Consider the following 16,740-nt stretch of genomic DNA (forward strand, 5'->3'; position numbering starts at 1 on the left):
TTATTTAAATTTTCTACCGATATTACAAATATTGTTCCATTACATATAATCTTTTAAATCGTCCAGTGGCGCATTAAAATCATCTGGAATAGAATAGCCTTTGCTTGCTAAGCTACCAAGTTTAATACCCTTTTTCTTAATTACTTCTTCACCTTTAATTGTTTCTATTTCTTCCAAAAACATCACTAAAACTCTTGTTTTATTTTTGGTTGGAGGAGCCTCTTGTAGTGTCAATTGGCCGTTTTCAAAAACTCCATTGATGGCTGCATACATAATAACGTTATTTTAAGGATTAAACCTAAATATTTATTTTATATGGTTTATCGCTTGTTTAATAATCATTCCTTTATCAAAAATGACAATTAAAAAGATTCTTTCAAAACTTTCACTTGCATTTCTCACATCCAACCCATTCTAAAATCCAAACATTTATGACCATCTATTCAAAACTTATAAGGATAAAAATATAATTATCCACAGCATTCAGCCGTTTACTAATTTTCAATGAAGATTTATTGGTAAAAAATTGATAATCAATTAAACTTTGCTGAACTTCTCTCAGATTTTCACAAACCCATTTAATTCTGTTTTACGATTTTCTAAATCGGCTCGAGCTCTATGAAAACCTCTTTCAATCGCCCAAAATCGGGTATCTACTTCCTTTTTTTTAGCTTTTTTTTCTTACTGTCTTGTTCAAAATTTGGCGATGTTAAAATACAAAGCATGAATTTTGAAGATGAGGTACAACTCACCCAAAACCTTGTTTTCACTTTCAGTAAAGATTTAGTCAAAGAGGCTGATTTGAATACTTGGTCATCTGAACCACTGATTGAATTTTCACCTAAAGTAGAAGGGAAATTTAAATGGACAGCTACCAACGAATTAGTGTTTTCGCCTGTAGTGGGTTTTGAAGCCGCAACCGATTATTCGGCTGTGGTGAGCAAAGGTATTTTAGCCAAAGCTGAGAAAGATTTAGGCCTAGATGCTGATAAAATAAAGTTTCATACGCCTTATTTAAAAATAGAAAATGTAGAATCGTTTTGGACAAAATCAAGAGAGGATGGTTTGCCAACTGCAATGTTGAAAGTAAATTTCAACTACCCTGTGAACCCAAAAGAATTAGCAAAATCATTGACGGTAACGGATGATGATGATAAAAATCAAGATTTTCAGATTACCCAGTCTGGAGCGATTGCGAGTGTTTTAGTAAAATTAAAAAACCAAGCAGAAGCCAGCGGAAAGTCTTTTAAAGTGACGATTGATAAAGGGCTTTCAATGCCAAACTCTACTTTTGAAACTGCTGAAGTATTGAGTTTAGAAACTACTTTACCAGATGTAAAAACATTAGAAATCATTGATATTCAACATGGTTTTGAGAATAACCAAGGTTATGTAAAAGTGATTACTAACCAAAGTGTAACGCCTGAGCGCCTGCAAGAAATGTATTCTATCGAAACAGACGGAGGTGAAAAACAACAAGTAGCAGTTGAAGAAGCAGCCATTATTATGTACGATTCTACAGGTAATCCTATCGAAACTCAAGTTGCAGTCAAAACGCCCGAAAAGAATAATCCCACACTAAGTACCAAGGTTGAAACAATAGAAAATGGGTTTATCATTCGTGGTGATTTTAATGAAAGTGATAATTATGTGCTTACGATTAAACAAACTATCAAGGGTATTCTTGGAGCTAGTTTGTCCGATGAATATACTAAAGATTTGTATTTCGGAAAAATGCCCGCCTCAATAGGCTTTACCAATGCAAAAGCTATTTATTTATCCTCAAAAGGAAACAAAAACATAGCCGTAAACATCGTAAATACCCCCAAAGTAAATGTAAGGATTGCAAAGGTTTATGAAAATAACATTTTGCATTTTATGAAGTATGGGCGTTATCAAAACTATCAAGACTATAACGAAGAAACAGGCGAATATAAAGCTGGGTCGTATATGTACGACATGGATGAATCAGGTCAATATTCTGATGTAATTGTTAACAAGACCATAGAGACCTCTAATCTTGCCAAGGTAAAAGGTGTGAGTGCGTTGAATTTGTCTTTACCAGAGCAAAATAATATCAAGGGGATTTACTTAGTGAATCTTAATTCTAACGATGAGTATTATAACAATGCTACTAAGCTTGTCAGTATTTCGGATATTGGTTTAATCATGAAAACTTCTGAAAATGAAGTGGTAGTATTTGCCAATGCTATCAAAACGGCTGAGCCTATGCGTGATGTAGAAATCAAATTGATTTCGAGCAATAATCAAACGATTCAAACCGCAAAAACGGACTCAAAGGGCATTGTTACTTTTAAGGATTTAAAGGCTTCAGGTTTTAAAGTAGCGATGATTTCTGCCCATACCGCAGACGATTTCAATTATTTATTAATGGATGGTTCGGAAGTAGAAACCTCTCGTTTTGATGTAGAAGGCAAACGTGATAACGTTTCTGGCTTTGAGGCCTTTGTATATGGCGACCGTGATATTTATCGTCCGGGGGAAACCATCAATATGAATACCATTATTCGTAAACAAAATTGGGAATCTGTTGGTGAAATTCCTGTAAAAATCAGGTTGCTTCTTCCTAATGGACGAGAATACAAAACCTTTAAAAAAGTAACGAATAGCCAAGGTGCGGTTGAATTAACTATCCCAACTAGCACCTCCGCTATTACGGGTACTTATGTACTAGAAGTGATGAATGCCAATGATGTTTTGTTGGCTTCGCGCAATATTTCTATTGAGGAATTTATGCCTGATAGAATCAAGGTAGATGTGAAGTCTGCCAAGGAATTCTATCGTAATGGTGAAACTATCCAAATTTCAGCTACTGCGTTGAATTTATTTGGTCCGCCTGCCTCTGATAGAAATTATGAAATGCAGTTTAAGCTGAAAAGAAAACGCTTTGAAGCAAAGGCTTTTAAAGACTATGTATTTGATATTCAAGACAACACCAATTTTGAAGACGTAACCCGTGAAGGTGTGACCGACGCTAATGGTATGGCCAAGGAAAACTTCCAGATTCCTATTACTTATAGCAATATGGGTGTATTAGAATCTAAAACGTTTGTAACGGTTTTTGATGAAACTGGTCGTCCCGTAAATCGCTTGAAGAAATTGGATGTCTTTACACAAGCTGTTTTTTATGGCATCGGTATGCCCGATACCTATGTAGGTACCAATGTTCCTGTACAAATTCCATTAGTCGCTTTGAACAAAGACGGAAAACCTACTACGGCAAAAGGCAAAATAGAAATTGTGCGTTTTGAATACCAAACTGTTATTCAGAAAAATGCTGATAATACCTTGAAATATTCGTCTAAAAAGCAGACAAAAGTGGTCTATTCAAGAGCTTTGTCATTTGATAATGGCAAAACAACCATTGCTTATGCACCACCCGTTTCGGGCGAATATGAAGTAAGGGTACATAGCGAGGGAGCAAAATCTTGGACGGCACAAAGCTTTTATGCTTACGGATTTGGTTCTACCGAAAACAGTTCTTTTGAAGTAAACAACGAAGGACAGGTGGTGATGGAATTTGACAAAGAGAAGTACAATGTCGGCGACCAAGCTAAGGTACTTTTTAAAACACCTTTTGCGGGTAAATTGATTGTTACGGTAGAAAGAAATCATGTATTAGAAAACTTTGTGATTGAAACCGATAAAAAATCGGCTGAATTAAGTTTCGCTATTCGCAAAGAACATTTGCCTAACGTATATGTTTCCGCTACGCTGATTCGTCCCTTAGATAATTCTAACCTACCTCTCACGGTAGCGCATGGCTATGCTCCTGTAATGGTCGAAGATACCGATAATCAATTACCGATTGAAATAGTAGCTGTGGAAAAGTCTCGTTCCAAAACCAAACAGAAAGTTACCATTAAAACTAAGGCCAATACAGAGGTGACAATTGCTGTGGTAGACGAAGGTATTTTGCAATTGAAGAACTTTAAAACACCTGACCCTTACAATCATTTTTACCAAAAACAGGCTTTAGAAGTAAATAGCTTTGATTTATATCCTTTCTTGTTTCCTGAATTATCCATTGCAGGAAGCTCGTCTGTTGGGGGTGATGGGTATGATTTAGAGAAGAGAGTCAATCCATTAATCAATGGCAGGGTAAAATTAGTGGCGATATGGTCGGGCATTGTGAAAACAGGTTTTAATGGCGAAACTACTTTTGAATTTGATATTCCACAGTTCTCTGGCGATTTACGTATTATGGCGATTGGCTATAAAGACGAGGCATTTGGTTCTGCTACCAAAAACATGAAAGTAGCCGACCCACTGGTAGTAAGCACAGCTTTACCTAGATTTGTTTCGCCTAATGATGAAATTCAAGTTCCCGTAAATGTCACAAATACTACTAAACAAAATGCTTCAGTAAGTGCTAGTGTTACATTGTCAGGTGGTTTAAGTGTTGTAGGAAGCAAGATTCAAAACTTAGTGATTCCTGCAGAAAAAGAAGGCAGGGCTTATTTTACGGTAAAAGCTGGAGCAATGATGGGCAATGCAGTCGTAAATGTTACCGTAAATGGCTTGAAAGAAAAGTTTACAGAGAAAATAGATTTAACCATTCGTCCTACTACTTCTTTGATTAAAACTGCTACTTCGGGTGTTGTTAATGGTGGAGGAACGGCTACTGTAAGCCTAGATAATGATTATTTACCAAACAGCCTAAGTACCGAAATTACGCTTAGTAAATCGCCAATGGTGCAGTTTACTAATCAGTTTCAAAACCTGTTGGATTATCCTTTTGGTTGCGTAGAACAAACAACGGCTTCGGCTTTTCCACAATTGTATTTTGCCGACTTGGTAAAACAGATTCAATCGGGTAAAAAACCTTATTTAAAAACAGGGGATAATCAGTTGAACCCACGTTATAATGTAGAAACGGCTATCAGAAAACTAGAAACGATGCAGTTGCCAAGCGGTGGGATGTCGTACTGGCAAGGTGGCGACCGTGAGTCGTGGTGGGGTTCAGCCTTTGCGATGCACTTTTTATTAGAAGCTCAAAAGAATGATTTTGAAGTAAATAATGCAACATTAGGTAAACTGATTGAATACCTAAACAATCAATCAAATACTAAGAAAACCGATTATGAATATATTTATCACAATGGTGGTAATACTTCAAGAGTAATTGCTAGTAGAGAAACCATTTATAGTTTGTACGTGTTGGCTTTGGCTGGGAAGCCTAATCGCTCGGTGATGAACTATTACAAGGCAAATCCAAGTGTTCTGACCATCGACGAGAAGTATTTATTAGCCTCCGCTTATAGTTTGATAGGCGATGTAAGAAGTTATTCAACTATTCTGCCAAAAAGTTATATTTTTGAACAAACTGAAAAACAATCTGGCGGAAGCTTTAGCTCACCAATTCGTAATCAGGCTTTGGTATTAAATACCCTCATTGATACCGACCCGAACAATATTCAAATTCCGACGTTGGCAAGACAGCTTTCGACGGTATTGAAACAAGAACGTTGGCTAAGTACGCAAGAGCAGTCTTTCGCCTTTTTGGCGTTAGGTAAATTAGCCAAGAAAGCCAATGCCAGCAACATTACGGCTTCGTTGACAAGTAATGGAAAAATAGTCGGTAATTTTACCAATAAGGATTTATTGATAAAAAATATCGCTAATCAATCTATTATCCGTACCCAAGGCAGAGGTAGTTTGTATTACTTTGCCCAAGCTGAAGGATTGAGTGCGTCAGGAAAATATGAAGAGATAGATAATGTCTTGAAGGTTAGAAAGCAATTTTATAGTCGTTCGGGACAGCCTTTGGGTGAAGCTAAATTCAAACAAAATCAGTTGATTGTAGTTAAAATTACGTTATCCACCATGAATGGACTGAATGTAGATAACGTTGTAGTGACGGATATGTTACCAGCAGGGTTAGAAATTGAAAACCCAAGATTGAATGCCGACCGAGAGTTGACTTGGATAAAAGACCAAAGTACGCCAGAGCATTTTGACATCAGGGATGATAGAATTAATTTCTTTACTACGGTAGCTGACAAACCACAAACTTTCTATTATTTGGTAAGAGCGGTTTCAAAAGGTAAATTCCAAATGGGGCCAGTTTCAGCCGATGCCATGTATCGTGGTGAATACAGAAGTTATTCTGGTGGTGGCGTTGCAGTGGTGGAATAAAGTTGTCGGTTTTGGAATCTTTGATATTATTTACTTTTACCCGCAGATTATCTCAGAAAAATTCCGCAGATAGTGGAGATATTATCCGAAAAGTATCTGCGAAAATCAGCGGGTAAATTTTTCCTGTCAAGATTAAAGAAATATAATCACTCATTCACAATTCACTCAATCACCATTAAATTTGAACCAAACTGAATAAAAAAAACGTTTCAATACAAAATTAATATACATTAAACATTCAAAAACAATGAGTTTTTCAGATACTCGACAAGCACATATGAGTGAAATCTTAGCGAACGAAATTGCCAAAGGAGAAGTATTCTTGGCAGAAAATAGAAAAAGACCAGAAGTTATTGAAACTGAAAGTGGTTTACAATACGAAATATTAGTACAAGGCGATGGTCCAAAACCAAGTGGACCAAGAAGTAAAGTATTAACGCATTATCACGGTACTACTATTGATGGAAAAGTATTTGATAGCAGTGTTTTGCGTAACGAGCCTATCAGCTTTGGCTTAAACCAAGTAATTACGGGCTGGACAGAAGGTTTACAATTAATGCCTACTGGCAGTAAATATAAGTTCTTTTTACCTCATCATTTAGCTTATGGCGAACGTGGAGCTGGTAGAGATATTCCAGGAGGAGCTACTTTGATATTTGAAGTAGAATTGTTGAAAACTAACTAAGAGGTTATTAGTGTAAAACAGGAATCATCCCGAATTTTACAAACTGAAAAAGCTGTCAAAAATTAGTTTTTGACAGCTTTTTCAGTTTATAGATTCGAATTATAGTTCCGTTAGGAACACTATATCGGTAGAAGCCTCCTCTTATTCTTTTCCAAGCCCCATCGGGGCGAAATATTTCGCCCCGATGGGGCTTGGAAAAGAATATTGTTTGTATTTTTACTGCTAATGTGGCTACCAATATACCGCCTCTACGAGGCTATTTTATTAAGTGTCTCTCAATTTTAAGAAAAATCGGGATAATTTATACTTCCCCATTATATGCAATACGTAGGTGTTGATTAGCTAAATCTTCTATATCAGATTGAGTAATATTTTTTTCATACATTACTCTTTCTAGCTCTTGTTCAGCTTTATCAAAATAATATTGGGCCATGAGTTTTTGTAACTCCTCTGCTTCTTCAGAACTAACATTCTTTTCTGCAAAAAACTGTAACAGATGTAATTGCATCTGATTCATTTTAGAAATTGCCTGCATCTTTTCTAATCGTTTTATATTCAAATGTAAAACAATTTTAAAACTAGAAAAAATCCTTTAAACACTTTTTTAACAGACTATCTATCTACTGGTATTATCAGTTAATTATTTAAGCTTTTTATTTAATAACAAATCTAATATCTTAAATTAACGATAAACCGTTAAACTTGTATAAATTATAACTTACGCTCCTCTATCATTTTATTTAACACATGAAAAAAATCATCACCGCTGTCTTGACTGTGGCTTGTTTCTCCTCATGGGCGCAAACCTCCAATACTTTTGAGATTGAAACCCTCACAAAACCTGAGAAATTGCTGTACCAAACCTCCTCAAAAGATGTTTTTAAATTTTTAAAAGCAAACATTGAAAAAAATTCACAGCTTCCAGATAGTATAGTTACCTATGGAGAACACCCTTTTCTGACAGGGATTTTAACGGCTTATAAAGAACATAGACCTTTTGTGATTTCACCAGATATTATGTGGCTACTTATTAGCCAAGGTTTTGCCAGACACATCTCTAACAATTCAGAGACATTCAGAAAAGATATTGTAGGTTTTGAGGATAAAAAAAACCTGAATATTATGTCAAACGATATTCAAATCGGCAACCCTAGTAGCAATTGGGAAGCAGTTTTTCCACAATTTACTAGTCAAATTAATGATTATACTGGCAATAAGTTAACCGATGTCCTCACAGCAGATTTCAGCACTACGACTCCCACAACCAAAATAGTGAGTGAAATTACAGTGATGGAAACCGTTAAAGAATATTTTAATTATAAAGTAATCCTAATAGGGTGTGGTATCCCGAGAATTACGATAGAAGGAACCGTTGAAGATTGGCAAAAAGTGCTTGATAAGACTAAGTATATTGCTAAATACAATTTAACTTGGTGGACGTCTGAACTAGAACCTGTATTAAAGCAAATCATTGAAACTAAAAAAGGGAATTTCAAAAAAGACTTCTGGATGAATATGGTAAAAGCTCATACTGAAAAAAAGTATGGCTCACCTACAACCATCGACGGATGGATTGTTAAGTTTTTCCCTTATACCAAAGAAGGTAAAAAAAGAGACTTAAAGCCAATTGCAAAAATCAACGATTTGGCATCTGAATTGGTAAAAGTGCCTTTTGTATTAGAAGATATTCAACACAAAAAGAGTTATAAAATGGAGTTTTGGGCTGGTTTTGTAGGCTTATCTCAAAACAAAGATGATTATACGTTAAAGCCCGAAATTGCTTGGGCTATCAATAATAAAAACACTTTCGACCCAAAGAAATCTGAGTTTAGATATCAAAAAGACATCGACGATTTATCGATTAGCAATATAGAAACCATTCCGAATGATATTTATTCATTACAGAAAATAGACTATTTACATTTATCATTTTTGAATAAAGTGCATATCCCTGATGAGTTAGCAAAAATCTCTATCGATAACCTTGAGCTAAAAGGACAAATATCCTCAGAAGAAGAGCAAAGAATTAGAAAATTATTACCTAATACAAAATTAACCATCAATGGAGCGTTAAGATGATTTTTGCTGAACATAGTCTTTGTAATTTAAAATTATCATTAAGCCTAAACCATCTTCTCTTTTTATCCGTTAAGTAGATATTGTAATTGTTCATGATTGATTTTCCCCCAATGATGAACTGGTTAAACCAAAACAAATACTCCGTCGGGGATTGGAGGTATCTATTTCAATGAAAAAACTATTCTTTACGTTGGTATTATCAACAATAGCTTATATGGGTTTCTCTCAAAGTTGTTGTTCTTTGGCTAAAGATGACATGCAATTAATGGCATCTACAAAAGAGTTTCAGGCCGCTCACCTTTCGCCACTTCCTTATACGCACGTAAGTACGGTTGGTGGCAAAATGATTGAATTCAAAACGCCAGATGGTAAAACGGCTAATGCGTACTTAATTAAATCTGTAAAACCTTCAAACAAGTATTTATTTGTCTATCAAGAATGGTGGGGCTTGAACGATTATATCAAAAAACAGTCAGAAGTGTTTTATGGTGATTTGAAAGATGTAACCGTTATTGCAATTGATATGTATGATGGTAAAGTAGCGACTGACCCTAAAGAAGCTGGTGCTTTGATGGCAGGTGCTGACCCTGCGCGTTTACAATCTATCATGAAAGGTGCTTTGGCGTATGTAGGGCCAAAAGCTAAAATTGCTTCGGTAGGTTGGTGTTTTGGCGGTGGCTTATCACTACAATCTGCTATCATCGAAGGCAAACAAGCAGTGGGCTGTGTAATGTATTATGGCATGCCTGAAAAAAATGTGGAGAAATTAAAAACATTGCAATGTGATGTACTGGGGCTTTTTGCAGGAAGAGAGCAGTGGATTTCAAAAGCTGTAGTGGAGCAATTTGAAAAAGATATGGCTACTGCTGGCAAAGCTATCAAAGTAAAATCTTTTGATGCAGAACACGCTTTTGCTAATCCATCAAATCCTAAATTTGATAGAGAAGCCTCAGAAGAAGCTTATTCACTGGCGATTAACTATTTGAAAGGGAAATTGAAGTAGAGCTATGAGCGTTTTAGATTTGGCTATATATCAGCGTCAATCTGCGGTTTAAAATCTGCGAAAATCTGCGGGTAAATATCCCATCCTTGAAATATCAGATTTTTAATCCTCTATTTTTAGTACCGCAATATTAAATTTACGGTTGAAATAGTAAAAAGCCATAGCAATATACCGATTGTTATGGCTTTTTCGTTGAAATATAGTAAGTTTAAACTCCATTAAATCATAAAGGATTTATGAAAAAATTGATTCTTTTTACCGTTCTCCTGTCTTGTGTACAAGTTGAGAGTGAAGCCTTTACTAGCAATGCTGTAAAAACAAGTATTTCGGAAAGCAAGTCAGAGGCTGCTTTTAAAACAAAACGCCGTCGTAAAAAAGGTTTCCTTTGGGGTTTGTTCAAGAAAAAAGACTGTGGATGTCCTAAGCATTAATCATTTATCAATTTGATTGATTTTTTATGGTTTTTTAGTAAAATATGTGCATTTTTACCTTAAAACTTTGGTTTTCAATCAATTCGATAAAATTACAATAAATGAAGGCTTCCTTAAAACAGTTGAGTGATTCATCGAACAGCTCAATTTTTTTTAAACAAATTAGTTATTCTTATTTTGATGCTCCTTTTCATTTTCATCCAGAATTTGAACTGACGCTGATTGAGAAAAGTGAAGGAAAACGCTTTGTAGGAACAAATGTAGCTGATTTTCAGGCAGGTGATTTGATTTTATTGGGTCCAAATATTCCTCATTGTTGGAAAAACGAAGGGATTGGCATAGAAGGCTCTTCTCAGGCAATCGTAGTCCAGTTTAAGGAGGAAGTATGGGGAGATATGTTTTTTAAAAATCAAGAGACAGAACCCATCAGAATATTGTTAGAAAAAGCTAAACAAGGCATACAGATTACAGGAAAAACAAGAGACCGCATTGCGAAGGAAATGGTTTTTCTTTTGAATGTCCCTCCTTTTCAAAGAATGCTCGGTTTGTTAGATTTATTGAATACGATAGCCATTTCTAATGATTTAAAATTGATTGAAAGCGAGCCTAAACAATTTGAAATGTCGGCGGTAGATTTAGACAGAATCAATAAAATTTATGCTTATGTGATTGAAAACTACACCCAAGAGCTCCATTTAGAAACCGCCGCACATTTAGCCAGCATGACCGAAACGGCTTTTTGTAGGTACTTCAAGAAAATTACTAAAAAAACATTTCTTGATTTAGTCACTGAATATCGTATCAAACATGCTTGTAATTTATTAGCCAATACCGAAAAACAAGTGGCAGAAGTATGTTTTGAAAGTGGCTTCGGAAACATTTCTCACTTTAATAAACAGTTCAAACAAATTACCAATCAAAGTCCCTTGGGTTATAGAAAAGTATTTTTAGCAAAAGCCGCTTTTATCAGAAGCGAACGATGGATAAAGGCTAGTCCTCAATAGTACTCAAATACGTATGGTCTTGGAGTACCTTTTTCAAAAACTGAAAGTCGTCTAAGTCAGACTCTACAGCCATTACTTCTTTTACTTTTTCAGTAGCTTCTTCTATCAATTCCTGATTGTTCTCTCCTTTTCTTAATACTGCCCTCAACGTTGTAATGTCATTGTCGGATAAAAGACTAGCCTGAGGAAATATTACCTGATAGTTATCTCTAAAACTTTCCTGACGAAGTTGTTTTAAACTAACGGCGTGTTTCAATTTCACCACCGCAGTTCCTGCTGCTATATCTCCAATTCTTTGTCCTTTGCCATTTGCAGCTGTGGTGATAAGTGCCACGATAGAGCCAAAGAGAACAGTATCAACTAATCTAAATAGCCAACGCATCAAATAAGCTCCTAAGGTTGGTTGGGTTCCATCAAGGTTGATAACCCTAATTTTCATCGCTCTTTTCCCAATGCTTTGCCCATTCATGAATACCTCGAAAAGTAAATCATAAAACATAAGAGGTAACCATAAGAATAAAACGATAAACACAACGCCTAAAATATCATTATTATCAAACGACATACTTAAACCCGAAAACAATAATATGCATACAATGCCCCAAGCGATAAAGATAAGCCAGTCGATGATATGAGCCACAATGCGGTCTCCGAGACTAGCAGGTATAAAATCTAAAGCAACATTCTGAGTGGTTTGAATTCGTATTTTACTCATTGTTAAATTTTTAGGGCTAAGGTATATGATATATTTGCCTAAAATAAGAAAAGTTTTTGATGCAAAAAAGTTTGTAGTATGGCAACATTCAGAAAGTTTTGTAACTTTCCGAAAGTTAGCAGAGAGAAGTATTTCAAATAAATTTTATTTATAAACCCATGCGGGAAGCCCTATTTAAAAAGCATAACCTTGATAAATGGCAGGAATTTGAGGAAGACTCACTCAATGTAAATCCTGACATCCTTTCAGAAAGGTTTGTAGAGTTGACTGACGACCTTTCGTATGCGCGTACTTTCTATCCAGATTCGCCAACTACTCAATACCTTAATGGATTAACATCTAATCTTTTTAGTAAAATTTATGCGAATAAACGAGAAAAGGCAAGTCGCTTTATTACCTTTTGGAAAATAGAACTCCCTACTTTGTTTTATAATTCTCAGCGACAATTACTTTTTTCTTTTATTATTTTCACTATTTCAGCACTATTAGGGGCTGTTTCGGCTGCTTATGATGATTCTTTTGCTAGGCTAATTTTGGGGGATGGCTATGTTGAGATGACTTTAGAAAATATCGAGAAAGGTGACCCTCTGGCTATTTATGGAAATGAGAATGAAATCACGATGTTTTTTATGATTACCATCAATAATATCAAGGTATCGTTTATCACTTTTGTGATGGGAATTTTGTTCTCGATAGGTACTGGTTATTTTTTAGTTTTTAATGGTATTATGGTGGGCGTATTCCAGTATTTCTGTTATCAACATGGTTTTTTAGAAACTTCTTTATTAACTATTTGGCTTCATGGTACACTCGAAATTTCCTCAATTGTTATTGCAGGCTGTGCGGGCTTAGTAATGGGCAATAGCCTTCTTTTTCCCAGAACTTTTACCCGACTTGCATCCTTCAAAAAAGGTGCTAGACAGGGCTTAAAAATTATTATTGGCTTAGTACCATTATTCATCATAGCAGGATTTATCGAAAGCTTTCTTACCCGCAAACATCTTTCGCTGATACCAAGTTTGATGATTATTTTGCCTTCTGCTTTGTTTATTATCTGGTATTTTGTAGTTTACCCTATACAATTAAATCGAGTTAAAAATGGAAAAAACACCCAAAATAATCTTTGAACAGGAACGAGATTTTAGTGATAAAATAAATGCAACTTTTAATTTTATTACTGCCAATTTCAAAACACTATTTTTGTCTTTATTATACCTTACGGGCCCACTAGTATTGATTGGAGGTATTTTTGGTGGGCTTGTTCAAATAGCAGCACTAGAAGTAGGAAACGTTGGTCAGGGTTCTAAAAACAGTTCTCCAGCAGAGCTATTCGGAGAAATAATGGGTAGAAATACAGCTTACCTGTTTTCTGCAAACTATTTCCTTTCATTGGTCTTTTTATTTTTTGCAAGCGTTATGGTCGCTAGTACTGTATATGCTTTTATTATTGAATACATCTATTCTGATGAACCCAAGACAATTACCATAGAAATGGTTTGGGCACGTGTAAAAACTTTGTACCTCACTATTCTATCAAGTATTCTAAGTGTAACACTGGCATTAGCTGGTGTGTTATTAGTATTTGGCTTTTTTATTAGCCTTATTGTTTCAGGAGCAGGTTCTGGTATTTCTGCTAATTTAGCCATGTTTCTGGCTGGTTTATTGGCGTTGCTTACCATTATTTATTTAGGGATTATTTTTATTCTAAATACTTCAATCGTAGCATTTGAAGATATCAGCGTTTGGGATGCTTTTGGTAGAGCCAACTATTTGATTCAGCAAAAATGGTGGTCGACGTTTGGTTTAATAATGGTTTTTGCCATTATCAATTATTTTCTTTCTTTAGTATTTTCGGCTCCCTCTGTCATCGTTACTATCATGAAGGTATTGAAAATTGGTGGTGGAGCCTCGGAAAACATTCCCTTAATTATTACAAGTATTATTGCTACCATTGGTAGAGTACTGGTTTCATCTTTAACGTATGTGGCACTTGCTTTTCAATATTTTAATTTGGTAGAACGTAAAGATGGCACATCGCTAAAATCACAGATTTCAGCCATTGGTCAGAAGAAAACTTTTGAAAATGAAGATGAAGAATATTAGATTGTATTATCACATTTGTATAAATTTAATATTGCTTTCAGCGTATACTTCCTTTCATAGCCTGGCTGTCGTGGTTGATTCTTCAAAAGTAATCGTCAGAAAGCCACAAGAAAGCCAGATAAATGCTTTCAGAAAACTAAAAGATTACCAATATGGTACTGAGCAAGTAAACTATGTAGAAACTTGGTGGAGGCGTTTGTTGCGTCAGTTCTTTGAATGGCTTTCAGGAAGTTTATCTGGTGTGGGGAATCCTTATTTTTGGAAAGGACTTGCCTATTTCTTTATAGCGTCGGTAGTGGTTTTTGTTATTTTAAAACTCATTGGTGTTAATTTTGATGGACTTTTCAGCAAGAAATCTAAGTATGATATTCCCTATGAAACCATCGAAGAAAATATTCATCAAATAAATTTTAACGACGCCATTACTGATGCGGTCGCACAGAAAAATTATCGCCTTGCCGTACGACTATACTATTTAAAGGCCTTGAAAGAACTAAGTGATGCAGGATTGATTCATTGGCAAATCAATAAAACTAATCAATCTTACGTTTATGAATTACAATCATCAAAATTAAAAGCTAGCTTCAATCAGGTAACACGTCAATTTGAGTACACTTGGTATGGAGATTTCCCGATTGATGAAGAACATTTTGTTGAAATTCGAGAGGATTTTTTAAACTTTAGTAATCAAATTATTTAATACAGTTAAGTATCTAAATCGTTCATAAAAACATGAAATATTTCAGTTCAATTACGCTCTTGTCCGTTTTGGCATTAATGGCTTTGTCGTCATTCAAGCCTCTATCACACACTTCAAAAATGTATGATAACGAAGACGATTATGACACCCTAGATTACTATACAATGAGTGTAGGGGGTATTAAATTAGGGGCTAATTATGGCGTAATTTTAGATAAATTGGGCTCGCCAGATTCAGTAAAAAAAGAAGAAACCCAAGACGCACAACTTTCAAATCATTTTGAAGAATATTTTTATGGCAAAGATGTCTTTTTTGTCATGGACGAAACACTAAGTGGTTTTGAATTAAAAACGCCTAAGTTTAAAATTGATAATCTGTCTGATTTGAAAGTAGGTGATAATATGGCGAAAGTAAAAAAACGCTTTCCGAAATCATATAAACTTAGAGATGTGGATAACTCTGTAGAAGATTGGATAACTACTATCAGTATAAGGTTTGGCACAACGGATTCTTTCTTGGAAATAATGGTTCAAAACGATAAAATTATTAGTCTGACCACCATCACCGACGATGGTAGCGATTCAGAATAGTACGTATGAAAAAACATCGTTTTTACCTCTTAATTCTTTCTCTAACTATACTGGGATTCGTTTTGGTAGAAATCTACACGCCAAAACCTATCGATTGGACTCAGACTTATTCGAGTAAAGATAAAATTCCTTATGGTTGCGAGTTATTGTATAAATTACTACCAGAAGTATTCAGGAATCAAAAGATTTCTGATGGTAGAGTACCTATTTATGCAAAGGGAGTTACTACTATAAAAAACACAAAGAGCAATTATATTTATGTGTATCAGTATTTTAGGGTAGATTCTATCAATCGTAAAAAACTGTTAGACTATGTTCATCAAGGGAATAATGCCTTTATTGCTGCGGAGGATTTTTATGGATTAAACGATACGCTACATTTTGAAACTACTTATAACCAAACATTTACCAAAGATTCTGTTACTATTAATTTAGTAAATCCTCAGCTTAAAGCTCCCAAAGCCTTTCGTTATCATTATCAATCTGTAAGTGCCTATTTTGAGTTGAAGTACAAGAAAGATAGTTTAACAAAACTTGTCACTACCAATGCTATTATCTTAGGAAAAAATCACACTGGTGAGGCTAATTTCATTAAAATTCCTTTTGGGAAAGGCTCATTTTATTTGAGCACTGTGCCTAAAGCTTTTTCTAATTTTTATCTTTTAAAAGCCAATAATGCTGATTATGCCTTTAAGGCGCTATCCTATTTACCCGAACAACAAGTTTACTGGGATGAATATGTAAACATTATAGGTTTTGGCAAAAACAATAGAAGTATTTTAAAATCAAAATATGCTAAAGGTGAAGACGATATTGATGCTTCTCCATTCAAATTTATTGCTAGTCAGCCTGCACTAAAATGGGCTTATTATATTACATTGGTTTCGTTATTAATTTATTTGATTTTTGAAGGTAAACGCCGTCAACGAATTATTCCTATCATCGAAATACCTAAAAATACTTCGTTGAGTTTTGTAGAAACTATTGGTGCTTTGTATTATAATCAAAAAGACCATAAGGCAATTTCAGATAAGAAAATAGCTTATTTATTGGCCTATATCAGACATAAATTTCATTTAAAAACTACAATTTTAGATCAGGAGTTTAAAGACGATTTAAGTCGTAAGACTAATTTACCCATTGCCGAAATTAACGACCTTTTCGATTATGTAGCAACTATACAAAGTAGCGAACACGTACAAGAAAAAGATTTGGTTGACTTTAATAAACACATTGAAGCATTTTATAAGAACACGTAAGATAGTTGTGAG

At 34.9% G+C, this 16,740-nt stretch carries 14 protein-coding genes; 11 read left to right on the top strand and 3 right to left on the bottom strand.

The genetic code is table 11. The features are described from left to right. Positions 1-39 precede the first annotated feature (39 nt). Entirely contained in the window at positions 40-273 is a 234-nt protein-coding gene (locus tag AC1RNE_RS10640; protein ID WP_492800955.1) for a hypothetical protein, read from the bottom strand. A gap of 450 nt (positions 274-723) precedes the next feature. On the opposite strand from AC1RNE_RS10640, the gene AC1RNE_RS10645 reads away from it, so the two are divergent. Further along, the gene (locus tag AC1RNE_RS10645; protein WP_492800956.1) at positions 724-6,159 is read left to right on the top strand and encodes an alpha-2-macroglobulin family protein; all 5,436 of its coding nucleotides are present in this window, start codon (positions 724-726) and stop codon (positions 6,157-6,159) included. Positions 6,160-6,406: 247 nt separating this feature from the next. Next, positions 6,407-6,844, top strand: a complete 438-nt coding sequence (locus AC1RNE_RS10650; protein WP_492800957.1) for an FKBP-type peptidyl-prolyl cis-trans isomerase — start codon at positions 6,407-6,409, stop codon at positions 6,842-6,844. Positions 6,845-7,145: 301 nt separating this feature from the next. On the opposite strand, the gene AC1RNE_RS10655 is transcribed toward AC1RNE_RS10650, so the two are convergent. Continuing rightward, a complete protein-coding gene (locus AC1RNE_RS10655) occupies positions 7,146-7,379 on the bottom strand; it encodes a DUF8507 family protein (protein WP_492800958.1) in 234 nt (77 codons plus the stop codon). Between the two features lie 212 nt (positions 7,380-7,591). Between AC1RNE_RS10655 and AC1RNE_RS10660 the strand changes: the two genes are divergently transcribed. The 4 genes from AC1RNE_RS10660 (at position 7,592) to AC1RNE_RS10675 (ending at position 11,361) form a co-directional block, all read left to right on the top strand. After that, positions 7,592-8,923, top strand: coding sequence for a DUF4419 domain-containing protein (locus AC1RNE_RS10660; RefSeq protein ID WP_492800959.1), 1,332 nt, complete (start codon positions 7,592-7,594; stop codon positions 8,921-8,923). A gap of 169 nt (positions 8,924-9,092) precedes the next feature. Then, on the top strand, positions 9,093-9,926 hold the full coding sequence (locus tag AC1RNE_RS10665; protein WP_492800960.1) for a dienelactone hydrolase family protein: 834 nt from the start codon (positions 9,093-9,095) through the stop codon (positions 9,924-9,926). Positions 9,927-10,162: 236 nt separating this feature from the next. Then, positions 10,163-10,357 carry a hypothetical protein gene (locus AC1RNE_RS10670; RefSeq protein ID WP_492800961.1) on the top strand — a complete coding sequence of 65 codons (195 nt, stop codon included), beginning with the start codon at positions 10,163-10,165 and terminating at the stop codon, positions 10,355-10,357. A 101-nt stretch (positions 10,358-10,458) separates the two neighbouring features. Continuing rightward, on the top strand, positions 10,459-11,361 hold the full coding sequence (locus AC1RNE_RS10675; RefSeq protein WP_492800962.1) for an AraC family transcriptional regulator: 903 nt from the start codon (positions 10,459-10,461) through the stop codon (positions 11,359-11,361). Here AC1RNE_RS10675 and AC1RNE_RS10680 read toward each other — a convergent pair. Continuing rightward, positions 11,348-12,076: an RDD family protein gene (locus AC1RNE_RS10680; RefSeq protein ID WP_492800963.1), complete on the bottom strand. Its 729-nt coding sequence runs from the start codon at positions 12,074-12,076 to the stop codon at positions 11,348-11,350. The two genes, AC1RNE_RS10675 and AC1RNE_RS10680, sit on opposite strands and share 14 nt — an antisense overlap. A 158-nt stretch (positions 12,077-12,234) precedes the next feature. On the opposite strand from AC1RNE_RS10680, the gene AC1RNE_RS10685 reads away from it, so the two are divergent. From AC1RNE_RS10685 to AC1RNE_RS10705, 5 genes are all read left to right on the top strand, one after another. Then, positions 12,235-13,203, top strand: coding sequence for a stage II sporulation protein M (locus AC1RNE_RS10685; RefSeq protein WP_492800964.1), 969 nt, complete (start codon positions 12,235-12,237; stop codon positions 13,201-13,203). Further along, entirely contained in the window at positions 13,175-14,179 is a 1,005-nt protein-coding gene (locus tag AC1RNE_RS10690) for a hypothetical protein (RefSeq protein ID WP_492800965.1), read from the top strand. The genes AC1RNE_RS10685 and AC1RNE_RS10690 overlap by 29 nt, the downstream gene beginning before the upstream one ends. Positions 14,180-14,249: 70 nt before the next feature. Further along, positions 14,250-14,879, top strand: a complete 630-nt coding sequence (locus AC1RNE_RS10695; RefSeq protein WP_492800966.1) for a DUF4129 domain-containing protein — start codon at positions 14,250-14,252, stop codon at positions 14,877-14,879. Positions 14,880-14,911: 32 nt separating this feature from the next. Further along, positions 14,912-15,469, top strand: a complete 558-nt coding sequence (locus tag AC1RNE_RS10700) for a hypothetical protein (RefSeq protein WP_492800967.1) — start codon at positions 14,912-14,914, stop codon at positions 15,467-15,469. A 5-nt stretch (positions 15,470-15,474) separates the two neighbouring features. Further along, positions 15,475-16,728 (top strand): DUF4350 domain-containing protein, encoded by a 1,254-nt coding sequence (locus tag AC1RNE_RS10705; protein ID WP_492800968.1) that lies wholly within the window; start codon positions 15,475-15,477, stop codon positions 16,726-16,728. Positions 16,729-16,740: the final 12 nt, after the last annotated feature.

This window comes from Arcicella sp. GW822-FHT02H01 (assembly GCF_058802005.1).